Here is an 18,637-nt window from a genome sequence, read left to right on the forward strand (position 1 = left end):
CAACTAGGGAGTGCCGTGCGCCTGTTCGCGAATCCTGTCGGTCAACTGGGCAGGCATCGGCTCGTGCCGGGCATAGGTGCGGTCGAAGCGCGCGGTGCCGTGCGACAGCGAGCGTAGATCGACGGCGTACCGCCCGATCTCGATCTCCGGCACTTCGGCCCGCACGAGGGTCCGGCCGCCCGCCGCCTGCTCGGTGCCGACGACCCGACCGCGCCGGCCCGACAGATCGCTCAGCACGGCCCCCACGTACTCGTCGCCCACCAGGACCGTCACCTCGGCGACCGGCTCCAGGAGATGGATCCGCGCGTCGGCCGCGGCCTCCCGCAGAGCGAGCGCGCCGGCCGTCTGGAACGCCGCGTCGGAGGAGTCCACGGAGTGCGCCTTGCCGTCGGTCAGCGTGATCCGTACGTCGATGAGCGGATAGCCCGCCGTCACGCCCCTGGCGGCCTGGGCGCGCACCCCCTTCTCCACGGACGGGATGAACTGCCGGGGCACGGCACCGCCCACCACCTTGTCGACGAACTCGATGCCGGAGCCGCCGGGCAGCGGCTCCACCTCGATCTCGCAGATCGCGTACTGCCCGTGCCCGCCGGACTGCTTCACATGGCGCCCGCGCCCGGCCGACCTGGCGGCGAACGTCTCCCGCAGGGACACCTTGTGCGGTACGACGTCGACCTGGACGCCGTACCGGTTGCGCAGCCGTTCCAGGGCGACGTCGGCGTGGGCCTCACCCAGACACCACAGGACGACCTGGTGGGTGTTCTGGTTCTGTTCCAGGCGCATCGTCGGGTCCTCGGCGACCAGCCGGCCCAGGCCCTGCGAGAGCTTGTCCTCGTCGGCCTTGCTGTGCGCCTGGATGGCGAGCGGCAGTAAGGGGTCGGGCATCTCCCACGGCTCCATGAGGAGCGGGTCGTCCTTGGCCGAGAGCGTGTCACCGGTCTCGGCGCGGTTCAGCTTGGCCACACAGGCCAGGTCGCCCGCGATCGCGTGGGTGAGGGCGCGCTGCTGCTTGCCGAAGGGTGCCGACAAGGCGCCGACGCGTTCGTCGACGTCGTGGTCCTCGTGGCCGCGGTCGGCGAGCCCGTGCCCGGACACGTGCACCGTCTCGTCGGGGCGCAGCGTCCCGGAGAACACCCGCACCATCGAGACCCGGCCGACGTACGGGTCGGAGGCGGTCTTCACGACCTCGGCGACCAGCGGCCCGTCCGGGTCGCAGGCCTTGACCCGGCGGGCCCGGCCGTCCGGGGTGGTGACCGTCGGGGCCTCGCGCTCCAGCGGGGTCGGGAAGCCGCCCGTGATCAGTTCGAGGAGTTCCACGGTGCCCAGCCCCTGACGGGCGCCCTCGGCGGCCGGCGCGGCGGCGAGCACCGGATGGAAGACACCCCGCGCGACGGCCCGCTCCAGATCCCGCACGAGTGTCTTGAAATCGATCTCCTCACCGCTGAGATAGCGGTCCATGAGGGTCTCGTCCTCGCTCTCCGAGATGATTCCCTCGATCAGCCGGTTGCGGGCCGTCTCGATGAGCGGCACCTGCTCGGGACCCGGCTCGGACTCCTTGCGCTCCCCGGAGGAGTAGTCGAACAGGCGCTGCGAGAGCAGCCCGATCAGTCCCGTCACCGGCACGTGCCCGTCGGGTCCCGGGGGGCCGTGCAGCGGCAGGTAGAGCGGCAGTACGGCGTCGGGGTCGTCCGCGCCGAAGGCGTCCGCGCAGATCCGGGTCATGTCGTCGAAGTCGGCCCGGGCCGATTCCAGGTGCGTCACCACGATGGCCCGGGGCATGCCGACCGCCGCGCACTCCTCCCACACCATGCGCGTCGAGCCGTCCACCCCGTCCGAGGCCGAGACGACGAAAAGGGCCGCGTCCGCCGCTCGCAGACCGGCCCTCAGCTCGCCGACGAAATCGGCGTAACCGGGAGTGTCCAGCACATTGATCTTGTATCCGTCCCAGTCGACCGGGACCAGCGAGAGCTGCACCGAACGCTGCTGCCGGTGCTCGATCTCGTCGTAGTCGGAGACGGTGCCGCCGTCCTCCACACGGCCCGCCCTGTTCACCGCTCCCGCCGTCAGCGCGAGAGCCTCCACCAGAGTGGTCTTGCCCGAGCCGCTGTGGCCGACCAGCACCACATTCCGTACGGACGCGGGGTGGTCGGCCGCCGTAGCCCTGCCGGCGGCTCCGGGGTGTGCGTTCGCCTTGTCGCCCATGGAATTGCCTCCCGTGCACGGTGAGGTCACTGTGGGCGCGGGCCTGCGGATCCGCGAATGGCGGCTCCGGTGACGCCCGCGGTGCCATCGAGCTTCGCACTCGTGTCACGGTGCGTCCATACAACGGACGCGATCGTGCCGCCTCCCGGATGCCACCCCGGACATCGCCCCGGATATCGCCCGGGATGTCACCAGGACGTGACACGGGGCGCGGGTGCCCGACCGTCGCACACGCGCACGCGTGACTACGATGGGCCAGCCGGTGGCCAGCAGGGGCCGCCCGGCCACACCGACCCTCGGGAAGGCCATGCTGAACAAGTACGCGCGTGCATTCTTTACGCGTGTCCTCACACCGTTCGCCGCGTTTCTCATCCGCCGAGGGGTGAGCCCCGACACGGTCACCATCCTGGGCACGGCCGGAGTGATCGCGGGAGCGCTGGTCTTCTTCCCCCGGGGAGAGCTGTTCTGGGGCACGATCGTCATCACGCTCTTCGTGTTCTCGGACATGGTCGACGGCAACATGGCGCGCCAGCTCGGCCGCTCCAGCCGCTGGGGCGCCTTCCTCGACTCGACGCTCGACCGGGTCGCCGACAGCGCGATCTTCGGCGGCTTCGCCCTCTGGTACGCGGGCGGCGGTGACAACCTCGTCCTGTGCGCCGTGTCGATCTTCTGCCTGGCCAGCGGTCAGGTGGTGTCGTACACCAAGGCCAGGGGTGAGTCGATCGGCCTGCCCGTCGCCGTCAACGGCCTTGTCGAGCGCGCCGAACGCCTGGTGATCTCCCTGGTCGCGGCCGGTCTGGCGGGCTTCCACAAGACCTTCGGCGTGCCCGGCATCGACGTGCTGCTGCCGATCGCGCTGTGGATCGTCGCCGTGGGCAGCGTCGTCACGCTGATCCAGCGCGTCGTCACGGTGCGCCGGGAGGCCGCCGAGGCCGACGCGGCGGTCACCGCCCCGCCCGGGAACACGCCGGGAAGCACACCCGGGAACACCCCGGGGAACGCTTCGCGCAACAGCGGGGCCACCTCGTGAGCGGTCCGCGGGACCAGCTGGCGTACGGCGCGTACGCCGCGGGCTGGGGAGCCGTCAAGCGACTCCCCGAGCCCGTCGCGGTGCGCCTCGGCCGGACCATCGCCGACATCGCGTGGAAGCGCCGCGGCAAGGGCGTACTGCGCCTCGAATCGAACTACGCGCGCGTGCTGCCCGACGCGAGCCCGGAGCGGCTCAGGGAGCTGTCCCGCGCGGGCATGCGCTCGTACCTGCGCTACTGGATGGAGTCGTTCCGGCTGCCCGCCTGGAGCAAGGAGCGCATCAGGAGCGGTTTCGAGCCGAAGGACCTCCACCATCTGACCGAGGGGCTCGCGGCGGGCAAGGGCGTCATCATCGCGCTGCCGCACCTGGGCAACTGGGACCTCGCGGGCGCCTGGGTCACCACCAAGCTGGGGATCCCGTTCACGACGGTCGCCGAGCGCCTCAAGCCGGAGAAGCTGTACGACCGGTTCGTGGCGTACCGCGAGGGCCTCGGCATGGAGGTGCTGCCGCACAGCGGCGGCACCGCGTTCGGCACGCTGGCCAGGCGGCTGCGCGACGGCGGCCTGATCTGCCTGGTCGCCGAGCGCGACCTGTCCGCCTCCGGCGTCGAGGTCACCTTCTTCGGGGACACCACCCGGATGCCCGCAGGGCCCGCGCTGCTCGCCCAGCAGACCGGCGCGCTGCTGCTGCCGGTGACACTGTGGTACGACGACTCGCCCGTGATGCGTGGCCGAGTCCATCCCCCTGTCGAGGCGCCCGAGTCAGGTACCCGGGCCGAGAAGACGTCTGTGATGACGCAGGCGCTGGCCGATGCCTTCGCCACGGGGATCGCCGACCATCCGGAGGACTGGCACATGCTGCAACGTCTGTGGCTCGCCGACCTGGAGCCCCGCCCGGGGCCGGCCGAGGGGGAGTCCCCGGCCCCCGCGGAGTCCGCCTCGAAGACCCCCGGCGGGGAGCACCCGTCCGGAGCGCACGGCGGACCGGTCCGGCCAGGGGAGCGGCCGTGAGGATCGGCATCGTCTGCCCGTACTCCTGGGACGTCCCCGGAGGAGTCCAGTTCCACATCCGCGACCTGGCGGACCACCTCATCGCGCTCGGGCACCACGTGTCCGTCCTCGCCCCCGCCGACGACGAGACACCGCTCCCGCCGTACGTCGTCTCGGCGGGCCGTGCCGTGCCCGTGCGGTACAACGGCTCGGTCGCGCGCCTCAACTTCGGGTTCCTGTCCGCCGCGCGGGTGCGCCGCTGGCTGCACGACGGCACGTTCGACGTGATCCACATCCACGAGCCGGCCTCGCCCTCCCTCGGCCTGCTGGCCTGCTGGGCGGCCCAGGGACCGATCGTCGCGACCTTCCACACCTCGAACCCGCGGTCCCGGGCGATGATCGCCGCGTACCCGATCCTGCAGCCCGCCCTGGAGAAGATCAGCGCGCGGATCGCGGTGAGCGAGTACGCGCGGCGCACGCTTGTCGAGCACCTGGGCGGTGACGCCGTGGTCATCCCGAACGGCGTCGACGTGGACCACTTCGCGAAGGCCGAGCCCAACCCCGAGTGGCAGGGCGGGACGATCGGCTTCGTGGGCCGCATCGACGAGCCCCGCAAGGGCCTGCCGGTCCTCATGAAGGCGCTGCCGAAGATCCTCGCCGAACGGCCCGGGACCCGGCTGCTGGTCGCCGGACGCGGTGACGAGAAGGAGGCCGTCGAGAAGCTTCCCGCCGAGCTGCGCCCGCGCGTGGAGTTCCTCGGCATGGTCAGCGACGAGGACAAGGCACGGTTCCTGCGCAGCGTCGACCTGTACATCGCGCCCAACACCGGCGGCGAGAGCTTCGGGATCATCCTGGTCGAGGCCATGTCCGCGGGCGCGCCCGTGCTCGCCTCCGACCTCGACGCGTTCGCACAGGTCCTCGACCAGGGCGCGGCGGGGGAGCTGTTCGCCAACGAGGACGCGGACGCGCTGGCCGCCGCGGCGGTACGGCTCCTCGGTGATCCGGGGCGGCGCGCGGAACTCAGCGAGCGGGGGAGCGCGCACGTGCGGCGCTTCGACTGGTCGACGGTCGGGGCGGACATCCTGTCCGTGTACGAGACGGTCACCGACGGGGCCGCGGCCGTCGCGGCGGCGGACGATCCGACCGAGCCGGGGGGTCTGCTGGCCCGCTTCGGCCTGGCCCGAGACTGAGAGGCGCCGTCCCCTGGGGGCTGCGCCCCCGGACCCCGCCGTCGGCCTGAACGGCCTCGTCCTCAAACGCCGGACGGGCTGAAAAGCCAAGCCCCGGCGAAGCCGGCTTTCAAGGGGCGCGGGGAACTGCGCGACCAGCACTCATCGGACCCGCACCCGACAACCCCGCCGCGGCAGCCGGCTTTCAAGGGGCGCGGGGAACGGCGCACTCGGCCCCATCGGACCCGCACCCGACAACCCCGGCGCCGGAGGCGCCGCCCAGGGGCCGACGCCGCGTCGGACGGCGAAGGCCCCACCGGTAGCGTGTGCCCCCGTGACCTCCACACTGATCTGGATCGTGGTCGCCCTCGTGGCGATCGGCCTCTACCTGAGCTGGACAGCGGGCCGACTCGACCGCCTGCACTCGCGGATCGACGCCGCCCGCGCCGCACTCGACGCACAGCTCCTGAGGCGCGCCTCGGTGGCACAGGAACTGGCCACCGCCGGAGTACTCGATCCGGCCGCGTCGATGGTGCTCTACGAGGCCGCGCACGCGGCCCGGCAGGCCGAGGAGGACAACAGGGAGGTCGCCGAGAGCGACCTCAGCCAGGCACTGCGGGCCGTCTTCGGAGAGGCCGAGCAGGTCGAGGCGGTCCAGGCGGCCCCGGGCGGCGAGGACGCGGCCAGGGAACTCGCCCAGGCGGTACGCAGGGTCCCGATGGCCAGGCGCTTCCACAACGACGCCGTACGGGCGGCCCGCGCGCTGCGCCGCCACCGCAAGGTGCGCTGGTTCCGGCTGGCCGGACACGCGCCCTTCCCGCTGGCCTTCGAGATGGACGACGAGCCCCCGACGGCGCTGGCGGACCGCCCCGGGACATAGTCCGCGAGCCCGCCGCGGCCCAGCCGGTGTGTGAACCCCGGACAATCCCCTGACCAGCGGCAACGCGCATCGCGGCGCGGAAAATGAGCCACCGCCTGTCCATTGGCCCTTGCTGTGGCCTGGTCCCCGGGCGTTTCCTCGGTGTTTGCAGAAGCCCTCTTTCACCGAGTGAGGTCAACCCTTGTCCAGCACGCTCTCCCACCCCGCCCAGCCCACCGACACCCCGGCCACCGGCACCGCGCGCGTGAAGCGCGGTATGGCCGAGCAGCTCAAGGGCGGCGTGATCATGGACGTCGTCACGCCCGACCAGGCGAAGATCGCCGAGGACGCGGGCGCCGTGGCCGTGATGGCCCTGGAGCGGGTCCCGGCCGACATCCGCAAGGACGGCGGCGTGGCGCGCATGTCCGACCCGGACATGATCGAGGGCATCATCGAGGCCGTCTCGATCCCGGTGATGGCGAAGTCGCGCATCGGCCACTTCGTGGAGGCCCAGGTCCTGCAGTCCCTCGGCGTCGACTACATCGACGAGTCCGAGGTCCTCACCCCCGCCGACGAGGTCAACCACTCCGACAAGTGGGCCTACACGACTCCCTTCGTCTGTGGCGCCACCAACCTGGGCGAGGCCCTGCGCCGCATAGCCGAGGGCGCCGCCATGATCCGCTCCAAGGGCGAGGCCGGCACCGGCAACGTCGTCGAGGCCGTCCGCCACCTGCGCCAGATCAAGAACGAGATCGCCCGGCTGCGCGGCTACGACAACAACGAGCTGTACGCCGCCGCCAAGGAGCTGCGCGCCCCGTACGAGATCGTCAAGGAGGTCGCCGAGCTGGGCAAGCTCCCGGTCGTGCTGTTCTCCGCCGGTGGCGTGGCCACCCCGGCCGACGCCGCCCTGATGCGCCAGCTCGGCGCCGAGGGTGTCTTCGTCGGCTCCGGCATCTTCAAGTCCGGCGACCCCGCCAAGCGCGCCGCGGCCATCGTGAAGGCCACCACCTTCTACGACGACCCGAAGATCATCGCGGACGCCTCCCGCAACCTGGGCGAGGCCATGGTCGGCATCAACTGCGACACCCTCCCCGAGTCCGAGCGCTACGCGAACCGCGGCTGGTAGTCGCCCTCGGGACGGCACGCACACTCCGGACGGCAGGCGTCGTCCGGACGTCAGACGTCATCCTGACGGCACTCACCCTCCGGACGGAAAGCACCCTCTTCAGGGCACCCCTTCACACAAGGCAGGCACTCCGTAGATGAGCACCACCCCCGTCATAGGCGTCCTGGCCCTCCAGGGCGACGTACGGGAGCACCTCATCGCCCTGGCCTCGGCGGACGCCGTGGCCAGGCCGGTGCGGCGCCCCGAGGAACTCGCCGAGGTGGACGGACTGATCGTCCCCGGCGGTGAGTCCACCACCATCTCCAAACTGGCCGTCCTCTTCGGCCTGATGGAGCCACTCCGCGCGCGCGTGCGAGCCGGTCTGCCCGTCTACGGCAGCTGCGCGGGCATGATCATGCTCGCCGACAAGATCCTCGACCCGCGCTCGGGCCAGGAGACCATCGGCGGCATCGACATGATCGTGCGCCGCAACGCCTTCGGACGGCAGAACGAATCCTTCGAGGCGAAGGTCGACGTGGCGGGCATCGAGGGCGATGCCGTGGAGGGCCTCTTCATCCGGGCCCCGTGGGTCGAGTCGGTGGGTGCCGAGGCCGAGGTGCTTGCGGAGCACGCCGGTCACATCGTCGCCGTACGCCAGGGCAACGCGCTCGCCACGTCTTTCCACCCGGAACTGACCGGCGACCACCGCGTGCACGGTCTCTTCGTCGACATGGTGCGCGCGAACCGGACAGCGGCGTCCTAGTAGGATCTGGGCGTCCCCCGCAGGCTCTCGCAGTCCCGGGGTGTTCGTACCGGTTGGGTTACGCGAAGGAGACAGGCAGATGTCCGGCCACTCTAAATGGGCTACGACGAAGCACAAGAAGGCCGTGATCGACGCCAAACGCGGCAAGCTCTTCGCGAAGCTGATCAAGAACATCGAGGTCGCGGCGCGGATGGGCGGCGTCGACCTCGACGGCAATCCGACGCTGTACGACGCCGTGCAGAAGGCCAAGAAGTCCTCTGTTCCCAACAAGAACATCGACTCCGCGGTCAAGCGCGGCGGCGGTCTCGAAGCCGGCGGCGCCGACTACGAGACGATCATGTACGAGGGGTACGGCCCGAACGGTGTCGCGGTGCTCATCGAGTGCCTCACCGACAACCGCAACCGCGCCGCCTCCGACGTACGTGTCGCCATGACCCGCAACGGCGGCAACATGGCCGACCCGGGTTCCGTCTCGTACCTCTTCAACCGCAAGGGCGTCGTCATCGTCCCCAAGGGCGAGCTGTCCGAGGACGACGTCCTGGACGCCGTGCTCGACGCGGGCGCCGAGGAGGTCAACGACCTCGGTGAGTCCTTCGAGGTCATCTCCGAGGCCACCGACCTGGTCGCCGTGCGCACCGCGCTCCAGGAGGCCGGTGTCGACTACGACTCCGCCGACGCCAACTTCGTCCCCACCATGCAGGTCGAGCTGGACGAGGACGGCGCCCGGAAGATCTTCAAGCTCATCGACGCCCTTGAGGACAGCGACGACGTGCAGAACGTCTTCGCCAACTTCGACGTGAGCGACGAGGTCATGGAGAAGGTCGACGCGTAACTCCGCACTCGGCGCTCCGCACTTCGCGCGTGACGCCGCGGCGAGCCGTACGGGCTCAACGGGCCGACGGGACACACCCCGTCGGCCCGTCCCGTTGTAGGCCCGACCCTTGTCGGGCGTCGATGGCGGGCGTTGTCGGTGGCACCCGATAACCTGCACGAATCGGGGGCAGCTCCCCGGTGGTGGCCGGGTGGGACCGAGGAATCGAAGGAGGGGGCCGGGTGCGCGTACTGGGCGTTGACCCCGGATTGACCCGGTGCGGCGTCGGTGTCGTCGACGGAGTGGCGGGCCGACCGCTCACCATGATCGCCGTCGGTGTCGTGCGCACCCCCGCGGACGCGGAGTTGGGGCAGCGTCTCGTCGCCATCGAGCAGGGCATCGAGAAGTGGCTCGACGACCACCGGCCCGAATACGTCGCCGTGGAGCGGGTGTTCAGCCAGCACAACGTCCGTACGGTGATGGGCACGGCCCAGGCCAGCGCCGTCGCGATGCTCTGCGCGGCCCGCCGCGGCATCCCCGTCGCCCTGCACACCCCCAGCGAGGTCAAGGCCGCCGTCACCGGCAACGGCCGCGCGGACAAGGCCCAGGTCGGCGCCATGGTCACCCGGCTGCTCCGGCTCGACGCGCCCCCCAAGCCCGCCGACGCCGCCGACGCCCTCGCCCTCGCCATCTGTCACATCTGGCGCGCCCCGGCCGTGAACCGCCTCCAGCAGGCACAGGCCGCGCACCGCCAGGCCCAGCTCTCCAGCCGGAAGGTCACCCGATGATCGCCTTCGTCAGCGGCCAGGTCGCCGCCCTCGCCCCCGACTCCGCGGTGGTCGAGGTGGGCGGCATCGGCATCGCCGTACAGTGCACGCCCAACACGCTCTCCGGACTGCGCATGGGCAAGGAGGCCCGGCTCGCCACCTCCCTGGTCGTACGGGAGGACTCGCTGACCCTGTACGGCTTCGTGGACGACGACGAGCGCCAGACCTTCGTGCTGCTGCAGACCGCGAGCGGCGTGGGCCCGCGGCTGGCCCAGGCCATGCTCGCCGTGCACAGCCCCGACGCCCTGCGCCGCGCGGTCTCCACCGGCGACGAGAAGGCCCTCACCGCCGTCCCGGGCATCGGCAAGAAGGGCGCCCAGAAGCTGCTGCTCGAACTGAAGGACCGCCTCGGTGAGCCGCTCGGCACGGGCGGCGCGGCCATCGGACGGCCCGTCGCCGCCGGGTGGCGCGAGCAGTTGCATGCCGCGCTCATCGGGCTGGGGTATGCGACCCGGGAGGCCGACGAGGCGGTCTCCGCGGTCGCGCCGCAGGCGGACGCCTCCGGCGAGGTGCCGCAGATCGGTCAGTTGTTGAAGGCCGCGCTCCAGACGCTCAACCGGGCTCGCTGACCCCCGCGGGAGGCTGTCGTGACGCTGCGGGTCCGCTGTGGCTGGTCGCGCAGTTCCCCGCGCCCCTACGAGGGCGCGCCTTCACGGGTCGCGCCCCCGTAGGAACGATCCCCGCCCGTACGACCCGGAACCACTACCCCGCGAGGCACGCCGAATGAACTGGGACGAGACGACCGACGACGACACCGCCGAGCGGCTCGTCGGTGCGGCCGGTGACCGTGAGGAGCAGGCCGTCGAGGCCGCCCTGCGGCCCAAGGACCTCGGTGAGTTCATCGGTCAGGAGAAGGTCCGCGAGCAGCTCGACCTCGTCCTGCGCGCCGCCCGCGCGCGCGGCGCCACCGCCGACCACGTGCTGCTCTCCGGGGCCCCGGGCCTGGGCAAGACCACCCTCTCGATGATCATCGCCGCCGAGATGGAAGCCCCGATCCGCATCACCAGCGGCCCCGCCATCCAGCACGCGGGCGACCTCGCGGCGATCCTCTCCTCCCTCCAGGAGGGCGAGGTCCTCTTCCTCGACGAGATCCACCGCATGTCGCGGCCCGCCGAGGAGATGCTCTACATGGCGATGGAGGACTTCCGCGTCGACGTCATCGTCGGCAAGGGCCCCGGCGCCACCGCCATCCCGCTCGAACTGCCGCCCTTCACGCTGGTCGGCGCCACCACACGCGCGGGTCTGCTGCCGCCCCCGCTGCGCGACCGCTTCGGCTTCACCGCCCACATGGAGTTCTACGAGCCCGCCGAGCTGGAGCGTGTCATCCACCGCTCCGCGCACCTGCTCGACGTGGAGATCGACACGGACGGAGCCGCCGAGATCGCCGGCCGCTCCCGGGGCACACCCCGTATCGCCAACCGTCTGCTGCGCCGTGTCCGCGACTACGCCCAGGTCAAGGCCGACGGAATCATCGACCAGGACATCGCCAGGGCCGCCCTCGCCGTGTACGAAGTGGACAGCCGCGGCCTCGACCGCCTCGACCGGGGCGTCCTCGAAGCCCTTCTGAAGCTCTTCGGCGGCGGGCCCGTCGGCCTCTCCACGCTCGCCGTGGCCGTGGGGGAGGAGCGCGAGACCGTCGAAGAGGTCGCCGAACCCTTCCTCGTACGCGAGGGACTGCTGGCGCGTACGCCCCGCGGGCGTGTGGCCACACCGGCGGCCTGGGCCCACCTCGGCCTGACGCCGCCCCGGTCGTCAACCGGTGGAAACGGACAAGGGGACCTGTTCGGGGCGTGACGGCGAGGGGGCTCGCGAGGTCAGGAACCCCGGTGCCATGCTGAGCGTTGTTCCTTGACGGCGGACTCGCTTAGACTCCGCCGATGCCGCCCTTGTCGACGGTGTACATACCCCCATCCATCAGGCCGCTCACCATCGCGGTCGAATGAAGGAAGTTCCGTCCCGTGAGTCTCGTGACCCTCCTCCCGTTCATCGTGCTCATCGGGGCCATGTTCCTGATGACCCGGTCGGCCAAGAAGAAGCAGAATGCGGCTGCGCAGATGCGCAACGACATGCAGCCCGGTACCGGCGTCCGCACGATCGGTGGCATGTACGCGACGGTGAAGGAGGTCAACGAGGAGACGGTCCTTCTTGACGCAGGCCCGGGCGTCGACCTGCTCTTCGCGAAGAACGCCATCGGCGCGGTCCTCGGCGACGACGAGTACAACCGCATCGTCCACGGCATCGAGCACGACCTGAAGTCCGACGAGTCGGTCGTGCCGGACGACGCCTCCTCCCTCACCGAGACGGACGAGCCCGCCGACGCCTCCGACGGCAAGGCCATCGACCTCGGCAAGAAGGACGCGGCCGACGAGCCCGTCGCCGAACCGATCGCCGAGCCGGCGGCCGAGCCCGCCGACGAGTCCGCCGTCGCGGAGCCGAAGAAGACCGACGGCGCAGAGCTGAAGAAGTCCGACGGCGAGTCCGACACGAAGTAGCCGCGACCGGGGACCGCGAAGCGCGCCGCTCGCGCGCCGCGGTTCCCGGACGTCCGGCTTCGCGCGGAACCTCCACACCATTTGATGCCCGTCCGCGAAGGTACCGAGAGACCGGGCGGACGAAGAGGGAGAACGAGAAGGTGGCAGCACCCAAGAAGGGCCGACAGGGCACCCAGGGCAGGCCGGGGCGCACCTTGGCCCTGATCCTGATCGCCATCGTGGCGCTCACCGGCGGCATGTTCGCCTCCGGGCACACGACACCGCGACTGGGCATCGACCTCGCCGGCGGTACGAGCATCACGCTCCAGGCGAAGAACGAGCCCGGTCAGAAGAACGCGATCAACAAGACCAACATGGACACCGCGGTCGACATCATGAACCGCCGTGTCAACGGTCTGGGCGTCAGCGAAGCGGAGGTGCAGACCCAGGGCGACAGCAACATCATCGTCAACATCCCCAAGGGTACGAACTCCGAGCAGGCCCGGGAACAGGTCGGTACCACCGCCAAACTCTACTTCCGTCCCGTCCTGGTGACCGAGGTCTCCGGCGCCGACGCCGCGACCCCCTCGCCGAGCGCTTCCGGCAGCTCCGGCGCGAGCCCTTCCGCCTCCGCCAAGGAGAGCGAGAAGGCCACCTCGTCCTCGTCGCCCTCCGCCTCCGCCACCTCGCAGGGCCGGGCGGTCACCGACGCGCTGAAGGCCGATCCCACTCCCTCGGCGAGCGGCACGGGCAGTGCCGCCGCCAGCCCCTCGGCGTCCGCGAGCACCGACCCGGCGACCGCGAAGCTCCAGGCCGAGTACACCGCCCTGGACTGCAGCAAGAAGACGGCTCGCGCCAAGGCGGGTGACGGCGCCAAGGCCGGCGACCCGACCGTGGCCTGCGGCCAGAACTCGCAGGGCCAGTGGCAGAAGTACATCCTCGGCCCGGCCGAGGTCGAGGGCACGGATGTCGACAAGGCCTCGGCCCTGTTCGACACCCAGGGTGCCGCGGGCTGGAAAGTCACCATGGACTTCACGGACAAGGGTGGCAAGAAGTTCGCGAGCATCACGGGCAAGCTGGCGAAGAACCAGTCCCCGCAGAACCAGTTCGCCATCGTCCTCGACGGTGAGGTCGTCTCCGACCCGTACGTCAGCCAGGCGCTGACCGGCGGCACCGCGGAGATCTCCGGCAGCTTCGACCAGCAGGAGGCGCAGGACCTCGCCAATATGCTGTCGTACGGCGCGCTGCCGCTCACCTTCACCGAGGCGAGCGTCACCACCGTCACCGCCGCGCTCGGCGGCGAGCAGCTGGAGGCCGGTCTGATCGCCGGCGCCATCGGCCTGGCCCTGGTCATCATCTACCTGGTGCTCTACTACCGGGGTCTGTCGCTCATCGCCATCGCCTCGCTGCTGGTCTCCGCGGTCATGACCTACGTGATCATGTCGCTGCTCGGCCCGACCATCGGCTTCGCGCTGAACCTGCCGGCGGTCTGCGGCGCCATTGTGGCCATCGGCATCACGGCGGACTCGTTCATCGTGTTCTTCGAGCGCATCCGTGACGAGATCCGCGAAGGCCGCACCATGCGCCCCGCGGTCGAGCGTGCCTGGCCTCGTGCCCGGCGCACCATCCTGGTCTCCGACTTCGTGTCGTTCCTCGCCGCCGCCGTGCTGTTCGTCGTCACCGTCGGCAAGGTCCAGGGCTTCGCCTTCACGCTGGGTCTGACCACCCTGCTCGACGTGGTCGTCGTCTTCTTCTTCACCAAGCCGCTGATGACGATCCTGGCCCGCAAGAAGTTCTTCGCCGAGGGCCACAGCTGGTCCGGCCTCGATCCGAAGCGACTGGGTGTCCAGCCGCCGCTGCGCCGCACCCGCCGTGCGTCCGCCCCCGTCGACACGAAGGAGGCGTGAGATGTCGAAACTCGGCACCCTCGGCGCCCGGCTCCACCGCGGCGAGATCGGTTACGACTTCGTCGGCAAGCGCAAGATCTGGTACGGCGTCTCGATCCTGATCACCATCACGGCCATCCTGGGCCTCGCGGTGCGCGGTCTGAACATGGGCATCGAGTTCCAGGGCGGCGCCGTCTTCACCACCGAGCGCACCAGCATCTCGGTGAGCCAGGCGGAGACGTACGCGGAAGAGGCCTCCGGCCACGACGCGATCGTCCAGAAGCTCGGCAACGGCGGACTGCGCATCCAGGTCGCCGGCGTCGACACCAGCAAGTCCGACCAGATCAAGCAGCAGCTCGCCAAGGACCTGAAGGTCGACTCGGAGAAGATCGCCGCCGACCTGGTCGGCCCCAGCTGGGGTGATCAGGTCGCCAACAAGGCCTGGCAGGGCCTGGCGATCTTCATGGTCCTGGTGGTGATCTATCTGGCCATCGCCTTCGAGTGGCGCATGGCCGCGGCAGCGCTCGTGGCGCTCATCCACGACATCACCATCACGGTCGGTGTCTACGCGCTCGTCGGCTTCGAAGTCACACCGGGCACCGTGATCGGTCTGCTCACGATCCTCGGTTATTCGCTGTACGACACGGTGGTCGTCTTCGACAGCCTCAAGGAGCAGACGAAGGACATCACCAAACAGACCCGCTACACGTACAGCGAGATCGCCGACCGCTCGATCAACGGCACCCTGGTGCGTTCCATCAACACCACGGTCGTCGCGCTGCTCCCGGTGGCCGGCCTGCTGTTCATCGGTGGCGGCGTCCTCGGCGCGGGCATGCTCAACGACATCTCGCTGTCGCTGTTCGTCGGCCTCGCGGCCGGTGCGTACTCCTCGATCTTCATCGCCACGCCGCTCGTCGCCGACCTCAAGGAGCGCGAGCCGCAGATAAAGGCACTGAGGAAGCGCATCCTGGCCAAGCGGGCCGCCGCCGCGGCGAAGGGCGAGTCCCTGGAGACCCCCGTCGTCGAGCGCTCGTACGACGACGAGGAGCCGGAGGACGACGCGACCCCCGCGGTCGTCGGACCCCGTGCCCAGCGCGCCCAGCCCTCGTCCCGGGGCAGGGGCCGCGGCCGTCCCTCGGGGAAGCGCCGATGACCGGCGTCCAGGAGCTGCTGCTCAGCCGGATCCGTGACGTGCCGGACTACCCGGAGCCGGGCGTGATGTTCAAGGACATCACCCCGCTCCTGGCGGACCCGGCGGCGTTCACCGCGCTCACCGAGGCACTGGCCGAGATCAGTGTCCGCAACGGCGCCACGAAGATCGTCGGCCTGGAGGCCCGCGGCTTCATCCTGGGCGCCCCCGTCGCGGTCCGCGCCGGGCTCGGCTTCATCCCCGTACGCAAGGCGGGCAAGCTCCCCGGAGCGACCCTCAGCCAGTCGTACGAGCTGGAGTACGGCTCCGCCGAGATCGAGGTGCACGCCGAGGACCTCACGCCGGGCGACCGCGTCATGGTCGTCGACGACGTCCTCGCCACCGGTGGCACCGCCGAGGCCTCGCTCCGGCTCATCCGCAGGGCGGGAGCCGAGATCGCCGGTGTCGCCGTTCTCATGGAGCTCGGCTTCCTGGGCGGCCGCGCCCGCCTGGAGCCGGTTCTGGACGGCGTTCCGCTGGAGGCACTGCTCACGGTCTGAGCGAGCCGGACGACCGGCCGCCCGCAAGAGGACGGCCACCCGCCCGACACCGCTCAGAACCCCGTAGGACACCGCGTGGGCGGGTCCCGGAGGAATCCGGGACCCGCCTCTCGTGTTTCTCCCGTAGAAGCCCGTCGCACCGGCCGAAGGGGAGACCCGGGCCCGGGATCGCTACCATGGGGTTTCCGGAGCCTGACCGGGGACCCGGATCGCGCACGAGGAGCCCTCTTGCCAGACGAGGCCCAGCCACTCGCCCCCAGGGCCGAACGCCCGGGTGTACCCACCGCCGCCAAGCCCGACCAGGCCGCGGCGCCCGCAGGCACGCCCGCGGCGCCGGCGCCCGCGCCCGCACCCGCGAAGAACGGGTCGGCAGCCCCGGCCACCGCCGCCAAGGCGGCCGATCAGCCACGCCCCGACCCGACGACGGCCACCGAGCGTCCGGCCTCCACGCCCGCGGCCCGCCCCGCACCCGCCGCCCGGCCCGCGGCCGGCCAGCCCGCGCGCTCCGGCGGCGGCTCCTCCAACCGCGTACGCGCCCGGCTCGCGCGTCTCGGCGTCCAGCGCTCGAACCCGTACAACCCGGTGCTGGAGCCGCTGCTGCGGATAGTGCGCAGTAACGACCCGAAGATCGAGACGTCGACGCTGCGGCAGGTCGAGCGCGCCTACCAGGTCGCCGAGCGCTGGCACCGCGGCCAGAAGCGCAAGAGCGGCGACCCGTACATCACGCACCCGCTCGCGGTGACGACGATCCTCGCCGAGCTGGGCATGGACCCGGCCACGCTGATGGCGGGACTCCTGCACGACACCGTCGAGGACACCGAGTACGGCCTCGACACCCTCCGCAAGGACTTCGGCGACCAGGTCGCCCTTCTCGTCGACGGCGTCACCAAGCTCGACAAGGTCAAGTTCGGCGAGGCCGCGCAGGCCGAGACCGTCCGCAAGATGGTCGTCGCCATGGCCAAGGACCCGCGCGTCCTGGTCATCAAGCTCGCCGACCGTCTGCACAACATGCGCACCATGCGCTACCTCAAGCGCGAGAAGCAGGAGAAGAAGGCGCGCGAGACCCTGGAGATCTACGCGCCGCTCGCCCACCGCCTGGGCATGAACACCATCAAGTGGGAGCTGGAGGACCTCGCCTTCGCGATCCTCTACCCCAAGATGTACGACGAGATCGTGCGCCTGGTCGCCGAGCGCGCCCCCAAGCGCGACGAGTACCTCGCCATAGTGACCGACGAGGTCCAGTCCGACCTGCGCGCGGCCCGCATCAAGGCGACCGTCACCGGCCGCCCGAAGCACTACTACAGCGTCTACCAGAAGATGATCGTCCGCGGCCGTGACTTCGCGGAGATCTACGACCTGGTGGGCATCCGCGTCCTCGTCGACACGGTCCGCGACTGCTACGCCGCCCTCGGCACCGTGCACGCGCGATGGAACCCGGTCCCCGGCCGGTTCAAGGACTACATCGCGATGCCGAAGTTCAACATGTACCAGTCGCTGCACACGACGGTCATCGGCCCCAACGGCAAGCCGGTCGAACTCCAGATCCGTACGTTCGACATGCACCGCCGCGCCGAGTACGGCATCGCGGCCCACTGGAAGTACAAGCAGGAGGCCGTCGCAGGCGCCTCCAAGGTGCGCTCCGACCAGCCGAGGACCACCGGCAAGGACGACCACCTCAACGACATGGCGTGGCTGCGCCAGCTCCTCGACTGGCAGAAGGAGACCGAGGACCCGGGCGAGTTCCTGGAGTCCCTGCGCTTCGACCTGTCGCGCAACGAGGTCTTCGTCTTCACGCCGAAGGGCGACGTGATAGCGCTGCCGGCCGGCGCCACGCCCGTGGACTTCTCCTACGCGGTGCACACGGAGGTGGGCCACCGCACCATAGGAGCACGCGTCAACGGACGCCTCGTGCCGCTGGAGTCGACCCTTGACAACGGCGACCTGGTGGAGGTCTTCACCTCCAAGGCGGCCGGGGCCGGACCGTCGCGGGACTGGCTGGGCTTCGTCAAGTCGCCCCGCGCCCGCAACAAGATCCGTGCCTGGTTCTCCAAGGAGCGCCGCGACGAGGCCATCGAGCAGGGCAAGGACGCCATCGCGCGGGCCATGCGCAAGCAGAACCTGCCGATCCAGCGCATCCTCACCGGCGACTCGCTGGTCACGCTCGCGCACGAGATGCGCTACCCCGACATCTCGTCCCTGTACGCGGCGATCGGCGAGGGCCATGTCGCGGCGCAGGGCGTCGTGCAGAAGCTCGTCCAGGCGCTCGGCGGCGAGGAGGCCGCCTCCGAGGAGATCGACGAGAGCGTCCCGCCCGCGCGCGGCCGCGGCCGCAAGCGCCGCTCCAACGCCGACCCGGGTGTCGTCGTCAAGGGCGTCGACGACGTGTGGGTCAAGCTGGCCCGCTGTTGTACGCCCGTTCCCGGCGACCCCATCATGGGCTTCGTGACGCGCGGCAGCGGAGTGTCGGTCCACCGCACCGACTGCGTCAACGTCGACTCCCTGTCCCGTGAGCCCGAGCGCATCCTTGAGGTCGAGTGGGCTCCCACCCAGTCCTCGGTCTTCCTGGTAGCCATCCAGGTCGAGGCGCTGGACCGCTCACGGCTCCTGTCGGACGTCACGAGGATCCTGTCCGACCAGCACGTCAACATCCTGTCCGCGGCCGTCCAGACGTCCCGCGACCGGGTGGCCACCTCCCGCTTCACCTTCGAGATGGGCGACCCCAAGCACCTGGGCCACGTCCTGAAGGCGGTCAGGGGAGTGGAGGGCGTGTACGACGTCTACCGCGTGACGTCGGCCCGCAGGCCCTCGGAGGCCTGACACAGCGGACAGCAACAGG

16 protein-coding genes are annotated in these 18,637 nt (G+C 70.6%); 15 read left to right on the forward strand and 1 reads right to left on the reverse strand.

From position 1 onward, the window contains the following. Window positions 1-3: 3 nt before the first annotated feature. Window positions 4-2,202, reverse strand: coding sequence for an elongation factor G-like protein EF-G2 (locus OHS59_RS36050; RefSeq protein WP_328497522.1), 2,199 nt, complete (start codon window positions 2,200-2,202; stop codon window positions 4-6). 250 nt (window positions 2,203-2,452) lie between these two features. Here OHS59_RS36050 and pgsA point away from each other — a divergent pair, with 250 nt between their 5' ends. The 15 genes from pgsA to OHS59_RS36125 all read left to right on the forward strand — a co-directional run bounded on the left by pgsA (window position 2,453) and on the right by OHS59_RS36125 (window position 18,618). Beyond that, complete coding sequence (pgsA, locus tag OHS59_RS36055; RefSeq protein WP_328499492.1) at window positions 2,453-3,232, forward strand: phosphatidylinositol phosphate synthase; 780 nt, start codon at window positions 2,453-2,455, stop codon at window positions 3,230-3,232. Continuing rightward, window positions 3,229-4,242 (forward strand): phosphatidylinositol mannoside acyltransferase, encoded by a 1,014-nt coding sequence (locus tag OHS59_RS36060; RefSeq protein ID WP_328497523.1) that lies wholly within the window; start codon window positions 3,229-3,231, stop codon window positions 4,240-4,242. Before pgsA ends, OHS59_RS36060 begins: the two co-directional genes overlap by 4 nt. Further along, on the forward strand, window positions 4,239-5,411 hold the full coding sequence (locus OHS59_RS36065) for a glycosyltransferase family 4 protein (RefSeq protein WP_328497524.1): 1,173 nt from the start codon (window positions 4,239-4,241) through the stop codon (window positions 5,409-5,411). The genes OHS59_RS36060 and OHS59_RS36065 overlap by 4 nt, the downstream gene beginning before the upstream one ends. A 313-nt stretch (window positions 5,412-5,724) precedes the next feature. After that, entirely contained in the window at window positions 5,725-6,270 is a 546-nt protein-coding gene (locus OHS59_RS36070) for a hypothetical protein (RefSeq protein ID WP_328497525.1), read from the forward strand. 181 nt (window positions 6,271-6,451) lie between these two features. Continuing rightward, entirely contained in the window at window positions 6,452-7,375 is a 924-nt protein-coding gene (gene pdxS / locus OHS59_RS36075; RefSeq protein WP_328497526.1) for a pyridoxal 5'-phosphate synthase lyase subunit PdxS, read from the forward strand. A 136-nt stretch (window positions 7,376-7,511) separates the two neighbouring features. Then, window positions 7,512-8,117, forward strand: coding sequence for a pyridoxal 5'-phosphate synthase glutaminase subunit PdxT (pdxT, locus tag OHS59_RS36080; RefSeq protein ID WP_328497527.1), 606 nt, complete (start codon window positions 7,512-7,514; stop codon window positions 8,115-8,117). A gap of 79 nt (window positions 8,118-8,196) precedes the next feature. Next, window positions 8,197-8,949 (forward strand): YebC/PmpR family DNA-binding transcriptional regulator, encoded by a 753-nt coding sequence (locus tag OHS59_RS36085; RefSeq protein WP_328497528.1) that lies wholly within the window; start codon window positions 8,197-8,199, stop codon window positions 8,947-8,949. Between the two features lie 221 nt (window positions 8,950-9,170). Further along, window positions 9,171-9,716, forward strand: coding sequence for a crossover junction endodeoxyribonuclease RuvC (ruvC, locus tag OHS59_RS36090; protein ID WP_328497529.1), 546 nt, complete (start codon window positions 9,171-9,173; stop codon window positions 9,714-9,716). Further along, window positions 9,713-10,324, forward strand: coding sequence for a Holliday junction branch migration protein RuvA (gene ruvA, locus OHS59_RS36095; protein WP_328497530.1), 612 nt, complete (start codon window positions 9,713-9,715; stop codon window positions 10,322-10,324). The genes ruvC and ruvA overlap by 4 nt, the downstream gene beginning before the upstream one ends. A gap of 154 nt (window positions 10,325-10,478) precedes the next feature. Continuing rightward, window positions 10,479-11,549, forward strand: coding sequence for a Holliday junction branch migration DNA helicase RuvB (gene ruvB, locus OHS59_RS36100; protein WP_328497531.1), 1,071 nt, complete (start codon window positions 10,479-10,481; stop codon window positions 11,547-11,549). A gap of 164 nt (window positions 11,550-11,713) precedes the next feature. Then, complete coding sequence (yajC, locus tag OHS59_RS36105) at window positions 11,714-12,247, forward strand: preprotein translocase subunit YajC (RefSeq protein ID WP_328497532.1); 534 nt, start codon at window positions 11,714-11,716, stop codon at window positions 12,245-12,247. A 140-nt stretch (window positions 12,248-12,387) separates the two neighbouring features. Continuing rightward, window positions 12,388-14,133, forward strand: coding sequence for a protein translocase subunit SecD (secD, locus tag OHS59_RS36110; protein ID WP_328497533.1), 1,746 nt, complete (start codon window positions 12,388-12,390; stop codon window positions 14,131-14,133). 1 nt (window position 14,134) lies between these two features. Beyond that, entirely contained in the window at window positions 14,135-15,265 is a 1,131-nt protein-coding gene (secF, locus tag OHS59_RS36115) for a protein translocase subunit SecF (RefSeq protein ID WP_328497534.1), read from the forward strand. Continuing rightward, window positions 15,262-15,801: an adenine phosphoribosyltransferase gene (locus OHS59_RS36120; RefSeq protein ID WP_328497535.1), complete on the forward strand. Its 540-nt coding sequence runs from the start codon at window positions 15,262-15,264 to the stop codon at window positions 15,799-15,801. The genes secF and OHS59_RS36120 overlap by 4 nt, the downstream gene beginning before the upstream one ends. 228 nt (window positions 15,802-16,029) lie before the next feature. Then, on the forward strand, window positions 16,030-18,618 hold the full coding sequence (locus OHS59_RS36125) for a RelA/SpoT family protein (RefSeq protein ID WP_328497536.1): 2,589 nt from the start codon (window positions 16,030-16,032) through the stop codon (window positions 18,616-18,618). Window positions 18,619-18,637: the final 19 nt, after the last annotated feature.

Source organism: Streptomyces sp. NBC_00414 (assembly GCF_036038375.1).
Classification (GTDB): domain Bacteria; phylum Actinomycetota; class Actinomycetes; order Streptomycetales; family Streptomycetaceae; genus Streptomyces.

Coding starts and splice junctions, on each gene's coding strand:
- OHS59_RS36050 (WP_328497522.1), bottom strand. CDS start 2,202: ATGGGCGACAAGGCGAACGCACACCCCGGAGCCGCCGGCAGGGCTACG.
- pgsA (WP_328499492.1), top strand. CDS start 2,453: ATGGGCCAGCCGGTGGCCAGCAGGGGCCGCCCGGCCACACCGACCCTC.
- pdxT (WP_328497527.1), top strand. CDS start 7,512: ATGAGCACCACCCCCGTCATAGGCGTCCTGGCCCTCCAGGGCGACGTA.
- OHS59_RS36085 (WP_328497528.1), top strand. CDS start 8,197: ATGTCCGGCCACTCTAAATGGGCTACGACGAAGCACAAGAAGGCCGTG.
- ruvA (WP_328497530.1), top strand. CDS start 9,713: ATGATCGCCTTCGTCAGCGGCCAGGTCGCCGCCCTCGCCCCCGACTCC.
- ruvB (WP_328497531.1), top strand. CDS start 10,479: ATGAACTGGGACGAGACGACCGACGACGACACCGCCGAGCGGCTCGTC.
- secF (WP_328497534.1), top strand. CDS start 14,135: ATGTCGAAACTCGGCACCCTCGGCGCCCGGCTCCACCGCGGCGAGATC.
- OHS59_RS36120 (WP_328497535.1), top strand. CDS start 15,262: ATGACCGGCGTCCAGGAGCTGCTGCTCAGCCGGATCCGTGACGTGCCG.